Origin of the sequence: Microbacterium sp. 1154, from assembly GCF_031455375.1 — a bacterium.
Lineage (GTDB): Bacteria > Actinomycetota > Actinomycetes > Actinomycetales > Microbacteriaceae > Microbacterium.
In genome coordinates this window covers 125,367-140,350 of the sequence record NZ_JAVDSN010000001.1, presented here as the reverse complement: position 1 = coordinate 140,350, position 14,984 = coordinate 125,367, and the positions used below count along the sequence as shown (strand labels likewise).

The 14,984-nt window shown below is 72.3% G+C and carries 12 protein-coding genes; 11 read left to right on the top strand and 1 reads right to left on the bottom strand.

The window, feature by feature from the left end; translation table 11 throughout:
* The first annotated feature begins 30 nt into the window (after positions 1-30).
* The 6 genes from J2X55_RS00565 (at position 31) to J2X55_RS00540 (ending at position 8,296) form a co-directional block, all read left to right on the top strand.
* Positions 31-879 carry a sugar ABC transporter permease gene (locus J2X55_RS00565; RefSeq protein ID WP_309821451.1) on the top strand — a complete coding sequence of 283 codons (849 nt, stop codon included), beginning with the start codon at positions 31-33 and terminating at the stop codon, positions 877-879.
* Positions 876-1,808 (top strand): carbohydrate ABC transporter permease, encoded by a 933-nt coding sequence (locus tag J2X55_RS00560; protein ID WP_309821449.1) that lies wholly within the window; start codon positions 876-878, stop codon positions 1,806-1,808. Before J2X55_RS00565 ends, J2X55_RS00560 begins: the two co-directional genes overlap by 4 nt.
* Before the next feature lie 47 nt (positions 1,809-1,855).
* Positions 1,856-3,175, top strand: coding sequence for an extracellular solute-binding protein (locus J2X55_RS00555; protein WP_115917047.1), 1,320 nt, complete (start codon positions 1,856-1,858; stop codon positions 3,173-3,175).
* Position 3,176: 1 nt separating this feature from the next.
* Positions 3,177-4,997 carry a BNR-4 repeat-containing protein gene (locus J2X55_RS00550; RefSeq protein WP_309821446.1) on the top strand — a complete coding sequence of 607 codons (1,821 nt, stop codon included), beginning with the start codon at positions 3,177-3,179 and terminating at the stop codon, positions 4,995-4,997.
* 64 nt (positions 4,998-5,061) lie between these two features.
* A complete protein-coding gene (locus J2X55_RS00545) occupies positions 5,062-7,317 on the top strand; it encodes an FAD-dependent oxidoreductase (protein ID WP_309821444.1) in 2,256 nt (751 codons plus the stop codon).
* Between the two features lie 85 nt (positions 7,318-7,402).
* Positions 7,403-8,296 carry a substrate-binding domain-containing protein gene (locus J2X55_RS00540; RefSeq protein WP_309821441.1) on the top strand — a complete coding sequence of 298 codons (894 nt, stop codon included), beginning with the start codon at positions 7,403-7,405 and terminating at the stop codon, positions 8,294-8,296.
* A gap of 44 nt (positions 8,297-8,340) precedes the next feature.
* On the opposite strand, the gene J2X55_RS00535 is transcribed toward J2X55_RS00540, so the two are convergent.
* The gene (locus J2X55_RS00535; protein WP_309821439.1) at positions 8,341-9,135 is read right to left on the bottom strand and encodes a DeoR/GlpR family DNA-binding transcription regulator; all 795 of its coding nucleotides are present in this window, start codon (positions 9,133-9,135) and stop codon (positions 8,341-8,343) included.
* A 47-nt stretch (positions 9,136-9,182) separates the two neighbouring features.
* Between J2X55_RS00535 and J2X55_RS00530 the strand changes: the two genes are divergently transcribed.
* The 5 genes from J2X55_RS00530 to J2X55_RS00510 all read left to right on the top strand — a co-directional run bounded on the left by J2X55_RS00530 (position 9,183) and on the right by J2X55_RS00510 (position 14,984).
* A complete protein-coding gene (locus J2X55_RS00530) occupies positions 9,183-10,181 on the top strand; it encodes an acetylxylan esterase (protein WP_309821437.1) in 999 nt (332 codons plus the stop codon).
* Positions 10,178-11,149 carry an acetylxylan esterase gene (locus tag J2X55_RS00525; protein ID WP_309821436.1) on the top strand — a complete coding sequence of 324 codons (972 nt, stop codon included), beginning with the start codon at positions 10,178-10,180 and terminating at the stop codon, positions 11,147-11,149. Before J2X55_RS00530 ends, J2X55_RS00525 begins: the two co-directional genes overlap by 4 nt.
* 255 nt (positions 11,150-11,404) lie before the next feature.
* Positions 11,405-12,604, top strand: a complete 1,200-nt coding sequence (locus J2X55_RS00520; RefSeq protein ID WP_309821435.1) for an inositol-3-phosphate synthase — start codon at positions 11,405-11,407, stop codon at positions 12,602-12,604.
* Entirely contained in the window at positions 12,601-13,467 is an 867-nt protein-coding gene (locus J2X55_RS00515; protein WP_309821433.1) for an SCO3242 family prenyltransferase, read from the top strand. The genes J2X55_RS00520 and J2X55_RS00515 overlap by 4 nt, the downstream gene beginning before the upstream one ends.
* Positions 13,464-14,984 carry an EboA domain-containing protein gene (locus J2X55_RS00510; protein ID WP_115917059.1) on the top strand — a complete coding sequence of 507 codons (1,521 nt, stop codon included), beginning with the start codon at positions 13,464-13,466 and terminating at the stop codon, positions 14,982-14,984. The genes J2X55_RS00515 and J2X55_RS00510 overlap by 4 nt, the downstream gene beginning before the upstream one ends.

Sequence of the window (14,984 nt, the reverse complement as noted above, 5' to 3'; positions counted from 1 at the left end):
GCGTCCCGCCCCGAGCGGCTCGGCAACGGCATGTTCGCCGTCCTGCTGGTGGTGCCGGGCATGGCGCTCATGGCCGTCGTCGTGGCGTATCCCCTCGTCTCCGCTCTGGTCACGGCGTTCTTCAAGCAGAGCCTGGTGCTGCCGGGTCGTGAGTTCGTCGGGTTCCAGAACATCATCGACGTCCTGCAGGACGACTTCCTGCGCCTGCTGTGGCAGACCCTGGTCTTCACGCTCGGCACCACGATCGCGCCGTTCGTCATCGGCTTCGCCCTCGCGCTGGCCCTGAACACGCAGATCCGCGGGTCGAAGGTGTTCCGCGGTCTCATGCTCATCCCCTGGCTCGTGCCGGGCGTCGTGGTCTCGTTCCTGTGGATGTGGATCTTCAACGCCAACTACGGCGTGATGAACGCGATCCTCGAACCGCTCGGCGTCAGCCCGCAGGCGTGGCTCGCCCAGCCCGGAACCGCGATGTTCGCCGTGATCGTGGCCAAGACGTGGCAGTCGTTCCCCTGGATGATGGTCATGCTGCTCGCCGGGCTCCAGACGGTGCCCAAGGAGCTGCACGAGGCCGCCGAGATGGACGGCGCCGGAACGGTGCGCCGCTTCTTCTCGATCACCGTTCCGCAGATCGGCGGGATCATCGGCCTCGTGCTGCTGCTGGAGTTCATCTGGAACTTCCAGCACTTCGACATCATCTACGTGCTCACCGGCGGGGGACCGGCCGGCTCGACCGAGACGTTCGCGACCTCGGTGTACGAGACGGCCTTCCACGGCTTCGACCTCGGCCACGCCGGTGCGCTCGGCCTGCTCTGGCTCATCCTGCTCATGGCGCTCGTCGTCGTCCACGTCCGATTCTCCGAGAGGGGCGAGAAGCGATGACCAGTACCGCACTCCCCACCGTCACCCCCGCCCCCGACGTGCCGCCGGTGGTCGCCGCCGCGGCGCCCGAGCGTCGTCGTCGTTCGAGCTCGGGGCTGCGCTCCGACCGCCCGGGTGTCCGACTCGCCTCGTGGGCCGCGCTCATCGTCTGCGGCGGCTTCGCCCTGCTGCCGGTCTACTGGCTGCTCGCCACCTCGCTGACCCCGCGCGATCAGGTCTTCTCGTACCCGCCGAGGCTGTTCCCCACGACCATCACCTTCGACGCCTACACCGCGCTGGTCTCGAACCCCCAGCTGTTCACCTACCTGCAGAACAGCGTGATCGTCTCGGTCATCACCGCGCTGCTGTCGGTGATCGTCTCGGCCTACATGGGGTACTCGTTCTCGAAGTTCCGCTACCGCGGCCGCCGACAGCTGATGTACTTCGTGCTGGCCTCTCAGATGTTCCCGCAGGCCCTGCTGCTCGTCACCCTCTACAGCGTGTTCAGCGCGTACGGCCTGTTGAACACCTATACGGCGCTCGTACTGTCGTTCACGACCTTCACGCTGCCGCTGTGCGTCTGGATGCTGAAGGGCTTCTTCGACACCATCCCCGACGAGCTGATCGAGGCGGCCCGCGTCGACGGTGCGTCGCGCCTGCGCACGATCCACTCGATCGTGCTCCCGCTGGCCGCCCCCGGTCTGGTCGCCGCGGGCCTGTTCGCCTTCGTCCGCGGCTGGAACGACTTCATCTTCGCCCTGACCCTCGCCGGCCCCGACAAGCAGACGCTGCCCCCGGGCCTCGTCAACACCTACGTCGGCGAAGCGGCCACGGCGTGGCCCGAACTCATGGCCGCCTCGCTCGTGGTGTCGCTGCCCGTGGCGATCGCCTTCATGCTGCTGCAGCGCTTCCTCGTCAGCGGTATGACGGCCGGCGCCGTCAAGGGCTGACCGCCCCAACTCCCTTTCTTCTGCTCGCCCTGTCAAGGAGGACACCTATGTCAGCTTCATCGCTTCCCAACCCGTTGATCACCCGTCGTCGCGCGCTGCAGATGTTCGGCATCGGTGCCGCCGCCGCGGCCCTGGCCGGATGCGTACCCACCGGCAGCGCCGGGCCCGCCGCCGGCGCGGCCGGCCTGAACGGCGCCGATCCCACCGACTTCGCGTTCTCGTCGTGGTCGCTCACCGAGGAGTCGGCGAAGCCGGCGCTCGAGGGCACCCTCGCGGCGTACGAGAAGGCTCGCGGCATCGCCATCAAGCGCACGGCGTTCCCGTACAACGAGTACATCAACCAGCTCATGCTGCAGGTCACGGGCGGTCAGTTCACCGGTGCCGCGCACGTCGACGTCGCCTGGCTCGGAAGCCTCGCGGCCACCGGCAAGCTGCAGGACGTCTCGGCCCTGGCATCCGGTCGCGGATACACCTCTTCGGCCCTGCAGGCGGCCACCTTCGACGGCGTGCAGTACGCCCTGCCGTGGACCATCGGCGCGATCGGTCTCGTCGCCAACTCCGAGACGCTCGGCAAGGTCGGCGTCGCCCCCGATGCGTTCCCGACGACGGTGGACGAGTTCGAGAAGACCCTGGTCTCGCTCAAGGGCCTCGGAAACGGCCTGATCCCCTACGCCGCCTCGACCAAGGCCGCGCAGCTGAAGGACATCCTCATCTGGATGCAGACCTTCGGCAGCCCGCTGGTCGACGGCGACACCGTCACGATCGGCGACGACGCCAGCATCGAAGCGGTCACCTGGTACAAGGGGCTCTACGACCGGGGCCTGATCGCCGCCGACGTCGATCGCTTCGACGCGCGGAGCCTGTTCGCACAGGGCCGCGCCGCGATGTACGACGACGCTCCCGTGGGCCGCGCCGCGGTGACGAAGGAATCGCCCGACGCGAGTCTCGCGACCAAGCTCGCCCCCGTGTCGCGCCCGGTGCTGAAGGCGGGTGACACCCCGCGCGCCCTCGTCTGGGGCGGCGCGATCGCCGTGGTCAATGGAACGGGTGCGGCCACCGCGGGCGACTTCGCCCAGTACGCCACGTCCGACCTCGACGCGATCCTGGCCGACTACGCCCTGCGCGGTCTGCCGCCGGCGACCACCGAGGCGCTCTCGTCGTCGGAGGTCGCCGCCGACACCTTCGGAGCGCAGTTCAGCGAGCGCATCACGGCGACGGCGAGCTCGAACCCGCTGTGGAAGTTCACCGCGTACTCGCAGATCGAGTCGGCGATCGCCGACAACGTCCAGGCCGTTCTGATCGGGTCCGCTTCGCCGGCGGACGCGATGAAGCGGGCCGGCGAGGCCGCGCAGAAGCTGGTCGGCTGACATGCGGGTTCTGCGCGGAGGCAGCGCGGCGGCGATCGCCGCGCTGGCCCTCGGCCTCGTCGTCGCGCCGTCGGCACACGCCGTCGGTGGGGCACCGACGGTCGAAGAGCTGCCGTTCGCGGTCGACTCGTCGAACCAGGCGGCGTGGTGGAACCCCCTCGATGTCGTGGGGGACGTGACCTACTTCGCCTTCAACGCCCCCGCGGCCCAGGCGGCGCGGCACGAGGTGCATCTCGCCTCGCGGGCTGCCGACGGCACCTGGACCGAGGGGTGCCTGCGCACCTCCCCGGGCGCCGCGTGCGTGACCTTCGTCGACGACAACGGCCACAATCAGCCCTCGATCGTCGTCGACGGCGACGGGGTCATCCACGCCTTCGTCTCGATGCACAACGAGCAGTGGAACTACTTCCGCTCCGACACCGCGGGCGACGTGCGCACGATGGTGGATCGCACCTCGACCATGCCCGACCTCGACGTCGACATCACCTACCCGGTGACCGCCCGCGGAGCCGACGGCGACGCGTGGGTGCTCGTGCGGACCGGGACCGATGCCGACGGGGCCCGCGAGGGCGTGCTCTACCACTACGACCGGGGTGCCGGCTCGTGGGAGCGTGAGACGACGATCGCCGCGGCGAAGGGCTACTCCTTCTATCCCGACGACCTCGAGGTCTCGCCCGACGGCCGCGTGCACGTGCTGTGGGAGTGGGGCCCGTTCCCCGCGGATCCCGCGCGCCACCTCGGCTCGTACGCCGTCTACGACCCCGCGACCGGCCTGCTCGCCGACGCCGCCGGCGCCGCGGTCGCGGGGCCGATCACGCCCGCCTCGGCGGGGGCGGTGGTCTGGCGGCCGTTCCAGTCCGACGAGACGATCCGCAGCTACACCCCGGCGGTGCAGTCCGCGAAGCTCGCCCTCGACGGCTCCGCTCTCGCGGGCATCGGTTACCGTTTCGTCGAGAAGGACCGCACGGCCTACGACGCGCGCTTCGTGCGGTGGGACGGATCGGCCTGGATCGACGAGAAGGTCGTGGACTCCGCGGCCCTCGGCGACGGGGTCGCCACGTCGGCAGCCGTCGACGTCACCCGCGCCGGATCGACGACGCGGCTCTACACCGTCGTGACCGCCCAGGTCTGCGGCGAGGTGCGCAGCCGCGCGGTCGTCGCCGAGCGCGCGGACACCGCCACCGCGTGGACCTACGCCGGCGTCGGCGAGGCGCGCCTGGGCCAGCAGCGCCTGCGGGCGCAGACGCGATCGACCGACGACGCCGACGTCGTCTACCTCTCGGCCCCTGCGGCGTCCCCGGCCCGTCTCGCCCGCGCCGTCGTCCCGCGAGACGCGGCGGTCGGTCCCGCCACCTCGCTGGCCGACCTGGTCGCCGACCTCCGCGACGACCCGGGCGGGGTGAACGTCGCGCTGGGCGCGACGGCCACCGCCTCGTCGAGCCTGCGCGCCGACACCGGTCCCGCACTCGCCGTCGACGGCGTCTGCAGCGACGCGAGCCGGTGGATCTCGGCGGTCGGTGACACCGCGCCGTGGATCTCGCTGAGCCTGACCGCACCGGCGGCGCTCGAAGAGGTGCGGGTGCGCAGCGGCTACAGCGCCGACTCGGGCTCGGCCGCCGTCCTGCGCTCCTTCGAGGTGCAGGTGCACACGGCCACCGGCTGGACGAGCCTCGGCTCCGTCACCGCGAACACGAAGCGCTTGGTGAGCATCTCGGCCGCGGGCGCCGTCGCCGATGGCGTGCGGCTGCTCATCAGCGATCCCTCGGCATCCACTACCGATGTCGCCCGGGTCTTCGAGATCGAGGCGATCGCCGTGGACTGAGCCCGTCGATCGCTCCCCGCACCACACCCGGACGCCCCCGCGTCCCAGGAAGGACACCCGCAGCATGCGTTCACACACGGCCGACTTCGACGTGGTCGTGGTCGGCGGAGGACTCTCCGGAGTCGCCGCCGCCATCGCCGCCGCCCGGCTCGACCGGCGCGTCGCCCTCATCAACAACAGACCGGTCCTGGGGGGGAACTCCTCGTCGGAGGTCCGCGTCTGGGTGTGCGGAGCGACCGCGCACGGCAATCAGAGGTGGGCGCGCGAGAACGGCATCATCGGCGAGCTGTACCTCGAGAACCAGTACCGCAATCCCGACGGCAACCCCATTCACTGGGACGACGTGGTGCTGGATGCCGTGCGCGCCGAAGCGAATATCTCGCTGTACCTCAACACCGACGTGCGCGACGTGGCCGCCACCGGCCCCGAGGGTGCGCGCCGCATCGAGTCGGTGACGGGATGGACCATGGGAGCCGAGACCGAGACGCGCTTCGTCGCCCCGGTCTTCCTCGACTGCACCGGTGACGGACTCGTCGGCCACCTCTCCGGGGCGAGGGCGCGGCTCGGCAAGGAGTCGCGGGTGGAGTTCGACGAGGACTGGGCGCCGGAAGAGGCCGAGCGCACCTTTCTCGGCTCGACGCTGTTGTTCTACACGAAGGACGTGGGGCATCCGGTGCGTTTCGTCGCACCCGATTCGGCGAAGTCGATCCTCGAGACCCCGATCCCGTCGTCGCGCATCATCCGAAGCGGTGACAGCGGAGCGCACTACTGGTGGATCGAGTGGGGCGGCGAGCTCGACATCGTGCACGACAACGAGCGCATCCGCGACGAACTGCGCTCGGTGATCCTGGGCATCTGGGACCACATCAAGAACTCGGGCGAGTTCGACGCCGACAACCTCGACCTGGAGTGGATCGGCAACGTCCCCGGCAAGCGCGAGTACCGCCGCCTCGTCGGCGACTACACGCTGCACCAGCGCGACATCATCGAGCAGACGCGCTTCGACGACGGCGTGGCCTTCGGGGGCTGGTCGATCGATCTGCACCCCAAAGAAGGGATGTACTCGACCGGTGCGGGCGCCGTGCAGCGCTTCTCGAACGGCGTCTTCGAGATCCCGTTCCGCTCCCTCTACTCCGCCGACGTCGAGAACCTCTTCATGGCGGGGCGCGACGTCTCGGCCACCCACATCGCTTTCGGCGCCGCGCGCGTCATGGCCACGTGCGCCGCGATGGGCGAGGCGGCGGGGACCGCGGCATCCCTCGCCCTCGCTCATCACACGAGCCCCCGCGGGCTCTACGAGAATCACCGTGAAGAACTCCGACAGCTGCTGTTGCGACAGGACGCCCCGCTCATCGGCGTGGCCGACACCGACCCGCAGAACCTCGCCGCCTCGGCGCGGGTGACGGCCTCGGGCGTGCGCGCGGGTCTCGGACCGAGCGAGGCGGCTTCGGTCCGGCCCCATCCGCTCGAGCACGACCTCGGCATCGTCGTGCCCGTGCACCCGCGTCTCGATGGCTTCGACCTGCGGGTCACCGCCGAGCACGACGTCGATCTCGAGGTCGAGGTGTGGTCGACGGGGCTCCCGCAGAACGTCGTGCCCGAGCACCTCGAGCACGCGGTCACCGTCGCCGTGGCCGCGGGCGAGGCGCAGTGGGTGCACGCCCCGGTGCGCTGGGAGCCCCAGGCCCCCGCCAATGCGGTCGTCGTCGTGCGCGCCCAGCCCGGCGTGAGCGTGTTCGTGACAGACGAGCTTCCTCCCGGCATCCTGACCCTCGTCCACACCTCGGATGCCGACGACCAGAACGTCCAGGTGAGCCTCGACGAGCTGCTCGTGCAGTGGCCGACCAAGCCGTTGCGGGGGCGGTCGGTGCAGTTCCGCGTCCCCTCTCCGTCGGAGGCCCTGGCACCGGAGCGCGCCGTCGGCGGCTACCAGCGCCCCTTCGGCGGTCCGAACCTCTGGGCCTCGGCACCTCTGGCCGAGGGCGACGCGTGGCTCCGTCTCGACTGGGAGCAGCCGGTCGTCGCGCGCGAGGTCGTGCTGGTGTTCGACGACGACCCCGACGTCGAGCTCAACACCCTCCACCACCACCGCGACCCGCACCTCGTGATGCCCTCGCTCGTCGAGGCCTACCGGGTCGAGGCGCAGACGGCCGGGGCGCAGGAATGGGTCGAGGTCGCGGCGGTGACGCAGAACAGACGTCGCCGCCGCCGGCACCCGCTCCCCGAGGGGCTCGGCGCGATCAGCGCCGCGCGAGTGGTGGTGACGGCGACCCACGGCGCGCCGGAGGCCCGCATCGTGGCCTTCCGTGTTCAGGAGTGACATGCCGCGCGATACCGTAGCCCCCAGAACAGACCGCCCCGCGGCGCGCGCGAGCGCCGCCCGGTCCTCGACGAGGAGCCCCGCCATGACCGACACGCCCTCGGCGACGCGGCGGATCTCCCCCCTGTCGCGTCGCGAGCGCACGGGAATCGTCGCGCTGGCGGTGCCGAATCTCGAAGAGCCGTACTTCGCCGAGCTGACCACGCTGCTGGCGCGGGGTGCCGAGGCGCGCGGACTGTCGATTCTCATCCAGCAGACCGAGGGCGATCACCAGCGCGAGATCGACATCGCCAACGGTGTGGGGCTCCCGGCGACCGACGGCCTGATCCACATCCCTCGGTCCTTGACCGTCGGAGACCTGACGCGGCGCACCGACCCGGGCCCCCTCGTCCTGCTCGGCGAGCACATCGCCGTAAGCCCCTTCACCCACGTCTCGATCGACAACCGTCGCACGGCCGACCTGGCGACCTCGCACCTCGCATCTGCCGGGTGCCGCCGGGTCGCCTTCCTGGGGCCGCGCGTTTCCCGTCCCTCGGATGCCGCGGACCAGCGCTTCGCCGGCTACCGCGACGCCGTGTCGCGCCTGGGCCTGGCCGACGAGCCCGGGCTGATCGTGCCCGTCGACGCCTTCACCTCGGAAGAGGGGGCGGCGGCGCTGCGGCGTCTGCACGACTCGGGCATCGCCTTCGACGGCGTGGTGTGCTCGAACGACTCCGTCGCCTTCGGTGTGCTGGCGGCGCTGCACGAGCGCGGACTCGCGGTGCCGGGCGAGGTCGCGGTGATCGGCATCGACAACGTGCACGCAGCGCAATTCTCGGTGCCCGCGCTGTCGTCGGTCGCCCCCGACGACCAGGGCATCGTCGAGGCGGCGTTCGCCGAGCTCGAGCGTCAGATGGCGGCTCGCCCGGGCGCCGATGTCCCGGTCCGGCACATCGTGGTCGATGCCACGGTCATCGCGCGAGCGAGCACGGCGCGGTGAGCGCGGCTGTCGCCGCCCGGTCCTCTCGAGGACGAGGGCGCGTCTCAGGCGTCGCCGTCGGCGGCCACCCACAGCTCGGCGACATGCGCGCGCAGCGTCTCTTCGGCCTCGGGGGAGAGTCCCGCGTCGGTGACGACGAGGTCGACCTCGTTCAGATCGACGATCGTGGTGAGTCCCACCGCTCCCCATTTGGTGTGATCCGCGAGCACGACCGCCCGGGCCCCCGCAGCGACCAGCGCGCGGTTCGTCTCGGCCTCGAGCAGGTTCGAGGTCGTCAACCCCGCGGTGAGGTCGATCCCGCGGACGCCGAGGAAGACGATGTCGCAATGGAGGTGCTCGAGCGAGGCGACCGCGACCGGGCCGACGAGCGCGTCGGCGGGAGTACGGACGCCACCGGTGAGCACGACGGTCTGGGTGTAGGGCTCGTCCGCCCGGTCGGGTCGGGCGAAGACATCGGCGACGGGCAGCGAGTTCGTCACGATCGTGAGGTCGTCGATTCCGCGCAGCTCGCGGGCGAGCGCCCAGGTCGTGGATCCGCCGCCCAGACCCACCGACATGCCCGCCTCGACGAGTTCGGCGGCGCGGCGCGCGATGGCGCGCTTGCCGTCGCCGTTGCGGCGGGCCTGCGTGGCGAGGTCTCGAGAGCCGCCGACTCCGGGCTGCGGGCTGCGGGCTCCGCCGCGCACCTTGTCGACGCGGCCGTCGGCGGCCAGCACGTCGAGATCGCGCCGGACGGTCATCTCGCTGACGCCGAGGGTCACGGCCAGGTCGGGGACCGCGGCGGCGCCCTGGCGGCGGACCTCGGCCAGGAGGCGGGATCGGCGTTCGGCGGCGAGCACGATCGCTCCTCTCGTTCGGGCCTCCAGTCTTCCACGGCGGTCCGCTCGTGAACGGCGTCATCGCCGATCCCGCGGGCGATGGAGCCTACGGCTTCGAGCTGCCGGCCCTGCGCGCGGTGCCACCGGTCGCCCCGTCCGCCGGATTCGCCGAGCGCTGGCGGGCCTGGGCGGCGGAGGCGACGCGGGTCGACCCCGACCCCCGCATGAGCCCCCTGGGGCGGGTCGCCGGTCGTGCCCTGTTCCTGGTCGAGCACACCGTCGCCGACGGCCTGCGCCTGCGCGGGTGGTTCGCCACGACCGTCGACGGGGTGCCGCCCCGCGTGGGCATCGTGCACGGCCACGGCTACGGCGGTCGAGAGGCGCCCGACGTCGACCGCGTCCCGGACGATGCGGCGGTGTTCTTCCCCGTCGCCCGGGGGCAAGGGGTGCTCAACGCCGGTCTCGGGGCGCCGACGCCCGCCGAGGGGCATGTGCTCCACGGCATCCACTCGATCGAGGAGTACGTCCTCGGCAGGTGCGCCGTCGACCTCTGGCACGCCGGGTCGGCGCTGCGGGCGCTCGCCGGGTCCGTTCCCCTGTATTACGTGGGCGAGAGCTTCGGGGGCGGGATCGGCGCGCTGGCCCTGCCGTGGGACGACCGATTCGTCGGCGCGACGCTGATCGTGCCGAGCTTCGGTCAGTACGACCTGCGATTGCGCCTGCCGTGCGAGGGCAGCGGGGAGCGGGTGCGCGCCCACGTCGCCACCCACCCCGAGGCGCGCGAGGTGTTGCGCTTCTTCGACGCTTCGACGGCGGCGACCTTCCTGCGCGTGCCGGTTCGCGTGGAGTGCGCGCTACGCGACCGCCACGTTCCCCCGCCCGGCCAGTTCGCGGTCGCGAATGCGATCGACGAGGCGCCGGGGGCCGAGCTCGAGCTCGACGTGCAGCCCTACGGCCATCGCGAGTACGCCGGTCTCGACGAGGTCCGGACACGCGCTTTCGCCGCCACGCGCGCTCACATCGACGGGGTGCTCTCGCGCCTCGTCGGGGAGAAGGAGAACCCGTGACCCAGTTCGATCTGCCCCTGGCCGAGCTCGAGGCGTTCTACCCGGAGCGCGAGGAGCCCGTCGACTTCGACCGGTTCTGGACCGAGACGCTCGCCGAGGCGCGCAGGGCGGCATGGCCCGCGCGATTCACCCCGGTCGACGCCGCCGACAGCGGTGTGATCGGCGTCGAGGTCGACGACGTCGTCTTCGCGGGGTTCGCGGGACACGAGGTGCGGGCGTGGCTGCTGCGCCCGCGTGGGGCCTCCGGCCCCCTGCCGTGCGTCGTGCAGTACATCGGCTATAACTCGGGCCGCGGCCTCGCGCACCAGCACACGCTCCTGCCCTCCGCCGGCTTCGCGGTGATGGTCATGGACACGCGGGGCCAGACCAGCGGGGCGCTCCCCGGTGCGACCGCCGACCCCGTGGGCGGCGCTCCGCACGTCGCCGGTCGCGTGACCGAGGGCCTCGACGACCCCGCCCGCTCGTACTACCGGCGCGTGTTCTGCGACGCGGTGCTCGCGATCGACGCCGTGCGCGCGCACCCGGCCATCGATGCGACGCGCGTGAGCGTGTGGGGCGGCAGCCAGGGTGGGGGCATCGCCCTCGCCGCGACGGCGCTGAGCGAGGGGCTGCGGTTCGCCGCGATCGACTTCCCGTTCCTGAGCGCCATGCGTCGGGCCGTCGCGATCACCGACGCCGCGCCCTACAGCGAGATCGTCACCTACCTGCAGACCCGGCGCGGGCAGGAAGAGGAGGTCTTCCGCACGCTCTCCTACTTCGACGGCGTGAACTTCGCCGCGAGGGCGAATGTCACCGCGCTGTTCTCGGTCGGACTTCGGGATGCCGTGTGCCCGCCGTCGACCGTGTATGCGGCGTACAACCACTACGCGGGTGAGAAGAGCATCCGCGTCTACCCCTGGAACGGCCACGAGGGCGGCGGCCCGGTTCACCAGCTCGAGGTACTCCGCGCGCTCACTGTGCGCGGCTGACGCGGCATCCGGGGGCTGCGTCGAGCGGTCTCCGTTTATTGCGCCCCGATACGACAACTTTTGGTTGCCTTTCTGCAAAAGCCTCACTACTGTCAAAAGGGCCAGGACACCTCGACGACGAGTCCCCCCTCGATCACCCCTGGGCCGCCCTCCATCCCCCACGGGAGCGTCCCACCCGAACACCTCCCACCCGCGGAGTCGCGCCGTCGCGCGTGCCCGGCAATCGACGTCCCTCAACGAAGAACGGACCCCCACGTGAACACTTCGGACACCCGCCGCACCGCCGACGTCGGCGCCTGGTTCATCGGTGCGCGAGGCTCGCTCGCCACGACGGCAACCCTCGGCATCCACGCCCTCGCCACGGGGGCCGCCACCCCCGTGGGCCTCACGACCGAGACCGACGCGGTGCGCGTCGACGAGTTCCCCGCGATTGCCGACATCGTCATCGGCGGCCACGACATCTCGACCACCCCGCTCGAAGAGCGTGCGCGGCAGCTCGCCGCCGGGGGCATGTTCCCCGCGGCCCTCGTCGACCGGGTCGTCGAGCGCCTGCGCGAGACCGAGCAGAACCTCCGCGCCGTCCCCACGATGACGGCGACCCAGCAGGAGGAGATCGACCTCCTCGCGGCCGACATCATCGACTTCCGCGAGCGCTACGAGTTGCGCGAGGTCGTCGTGATCGACGTCTCGTCCACCGAGCCCCTGCCGCCCTACCACCCGGGATTCGAGGACGAGGAGCTGCTGCAGGCGGCTCTTACGACGCCGGGCGTGCGGGTGCTGCCGCCCAGCTCGCGCGCCGCCCTCGCCGCGATCGCGGCCGGAGCCGCCTACGCGGCCTTCACCCCCTCGGCATCCCTCAACCTCCCCGTCCTGCGCGAGCGCGCCGAACGCGCGGGCATCGCCTACGCGGGTCAGGACGGCAAGACCGGCGAGACGCTGCTGCGCACGGTGCTGGCCCCGATGTTCACGGCCCGCGGGTTCCGCGTGCAGTCCTGGGCCGGCACGAACCTGCTCGGCGGCGGCGACGGCGCGACCCTGGCCGATCCCGAGGCGGTGCGCTCCAAGCTCGTGTCGAAGAACCGCGGCCTGCACGCCCTGGTCGGCGACGACGTCGTGACCCCGCTGCACATCGACAACGTCCCCGACCTCGGCGACGTCAAGACGGCCTGGGACCACGTCAGCGCGATTGGTTTCCTCGGCAGCCGCGTGACGCTGCAGACCACGTGGAGCGCCTACGACTCGGCCCTCGCCGCCCCCCTGGTGATCGACCTCGTCCGCGCGCTGTCGCTCGCGACCCGCGCCGGCCACGCCGGTGTCGTCACCGCCCTCGGCTGCTTCTTCAAAGACCCGTGGGGCAGCGACGTCCACGGCTTCGGGGAGCAGACCACCCAGTTCGTTTCGTGGGTGCACGAGACCGCCGCCGCCGTCGCGGCAGCTCGGGTCGCCGCACCGTGACCCGGGCCGCGGACTACCTCGACCTCGTCCGCGCCCCCGCCTCGCTCACCGTCCTCGGCGACGCACTCGTCGGGGCGCTGAGTGCGCGCGGGCCGGGTGCGGCCGCCCCCCTGCGGATCGGTGCCCTCGCGGCATCGTCGGTCTGCCTGTACAGCGCCGGCATGGCCCTGAACGACTGGGCGGATGCCGACCTCGACGCGCTCGAACGCCCGGAACGCCCCATTCCCTCGGGGCGGATCAGCCGTGACCGCGCCCTCGCGGTCGGTGCGGGACTCACCGTTCTGGGCGTCGGCTCGGCCTTCGTCGCCGGTCGCTCCTCGGGCCTGGTCGCGATCGCTCTCGCCGGGGCACTGTGGGCGTACGACACCGTGTTCAAGCCCACCGCGGCCGGCCCCGTGGTCATGGCCGCGTGCCGAGGGCTCGACGTGATGATGGGCGCCGCGGGCCCGGGGTGGCGCTCGGCGCTGGTTCCCGCGGGCGCCGTCGCCGCGCACACCGTCGCCGTCACCGCGATCTCGCGGGGCGAGGTCGACGGATCGACCGTGACCACCGGGCGCGCCGCCGTGGCCGTGAGCGTCGCCGTCGCGGCATCCGGTCTGCTCGGTCGGGGAAACCGCCCCGCCGCCCTCCTCGGGGCAGCTCGCTACCTCGCCGCGGTCCTGCCCGGGCAGCTGCGCGTGGCCCGCCGGCCCGGAGCCGCCGAAGCGCGAGACGCGACCCGCGCCGGCATCCGCTCGGTCGTCCCCCTGCAGTCGGCCCTCGCCGCCCGCGCGGGCTCGCCGCTCGCCACCGCCGCCCTGCTGGGCGTCGAGACCCTCGGCCGCGTGCTCGGCCGCCGCCGATCGACGGGAGACATCACATGAGCTGGACCTGGGGATACGGCACCAATGGCTTCACCGACCACCCGCTGCCCGCCGCTCTCGACGTGCTGCAGCATCACGGCTACGGTGCCGTGGCCCTCACGCTCGGTCACCCGCACCTCGACCCCTTCGCCGCCGACTGGCGCGCGCTGACCCAGGCGCTCGCCGCCGACCTGCGTCGCCGCGGCCTGCGGGTGGTCGTCGAGACGGGTGCCCGCTATCTTCTCGATCCCCTGCGCAAGCACCGGCCGACCCTGGTCGACCGCGAGGCCGAACCGCGCATGGCCTTCCTGCGCCGGGCCGTCGAGATCGCCGCGATCCTCGATGCCGAGTGCGTGTCGCTGTGGAGCGGAGTCGTGCCCGACGACGTCTCGGTCGATCAGGCCCGCGTGCTGCTCGAGGAGCGTCTGCTCGAGCTCACCGCGTTCGCCGCCGACGCGGGCGTCACCCTCGCCCTCGAGCCCGAACCCGGCATGCTCGTCGAGACCGTGGCCGACGCCCTGGCGCTCCGAGCCCGCCTCGGTCACCCCGCGAACCTGGGCCTGACCGTCGACCTCGGGCACTGCGTGGTCGTGGAGCCCACGGGAGTGGTCGGGGCCCTGCGCGCCGCGGGCGGGCTGTTGCGCAACGTCCAGGCCGACGACATGCTGCCCGCCGCCCACGAGCACCTGCCGTTCGGGGAGGGCGAGCTCGATCTGGATGCCGCGCTCTCGACGTTGCGCGAGATCGACTACGCCGGGGTGATCGCGGTCGAGCTGCCGCGGCACGCGCACGCGGCGCCCGAACTGGCCCGCGCGAGCATGGCCGCGCTGGTGGCGGCGGCGGAGCGCACGGCCCCCGCGGGGCCTGCGGGGGGAGGAGATTCGGCCAGGGGAGGGCCCCGGTCCCTCGCGGGGTCCTCCGCTGTCCGAACCTCCTCCGCTCCGGGACCCGCGGCCCCGCCGGCACACCCCTGGACCACCCGCGCGATCGAGCAGGTGCGGACGGATGCCACCCGCGCCGCGCGCCTGTTCGCGTCGGCGGGGCGCGAGGTGGGGCGCGACCCCCTCTCCGCCGAGCCCTTCGGGCCGACCGCCGACGATGCCGCCCGCGCCGCGATCATCGCCGCCCTGGCCGACAGCGGAGCCGACCCCGCCGTGGCGGTCGCCCTGTACCGACGCGGAGACGACGCCGAACGCCGGGGCGTGCTGCGCGGACTCGACGCGATCACCGCGCCCTCGCCCGCGTGGCGCGGGGCCGGTCTCGAGCTGGTCGTCGACGCCCTCCGCGCCAACGACACCCGGCTCGTCGCCGCCGCCCTCGGGAGCTTCGCGGCGGAGCACCTCGACGACCACGCGTGGCGCCACGGCGTGCTGAAGTGCGTGTTCCTCGGCATCCCCCTCTCCGTCGTGTCGGGCCTCGACGCCCGCGCCGACGACGAACTCGCCGCGATGGCCGAGCGCTTCGCGGCCGAGCGTCGCGCCGCGGGCCGGACCGTGCCCGACGACCTCTTCCTCCTGCGTGCTCGCGAAAGGGCCTGA

Excerpts from the sequence above, each read along its gene's own strand:
- J2X55_RS00565 (WP_309821451.1), top strand. The coding sequence starts at position 31 with ATGTTCGCCGTCCTGCTGGTGGTGCCGGGCATGGCGCTCATGGCCGTC.
- J2X55_RS00560 (WP_309821449.1), top strand. The coding sequence starts at position 876 with ATGACCAGTACCGCACTCCCCACCGTCACCCCCGCCCCCGACGTGCCG.
- J2X55_RS00555 (WP_115917047.1), top strand. The coding sequence starts at position 1,856 with ATGTCAGCTTCATCGCTTCCCAACCCGTTGATCACCCGTCGTCGCGCG.
- J2X55_RS00550 (WP_309821446.1), top strand. The coding sequence starts at position 3,177 with ATGCGGGTTCTGCGCGGAGGCAGCGCGGCGGCGATCGCCGCGCTGGCC.
- J2X55_RS00545 (WP_309821444.1), top strand. The coding sequence starts at position 5,062 with ATGCGTTCACACACGGCCGACTTCGACGTGGTCGTGGTCGGCGGAGGA.
- J2X55_RS00540 (WP_309821441.1), top strand. The coding sequence starts at position 7,403 with ATGACCGACACGCCCTCGGCGACGCGGCGGATCTCCCCCCTGTCGCGT.
- J2X55_RS00510 (WP_115917059.1), top strand. The coding sequence starts at position 13,464 with ATGAGCTGGACCTGGGGATACGGCACCAATGGCTTCACCGACCACCCG.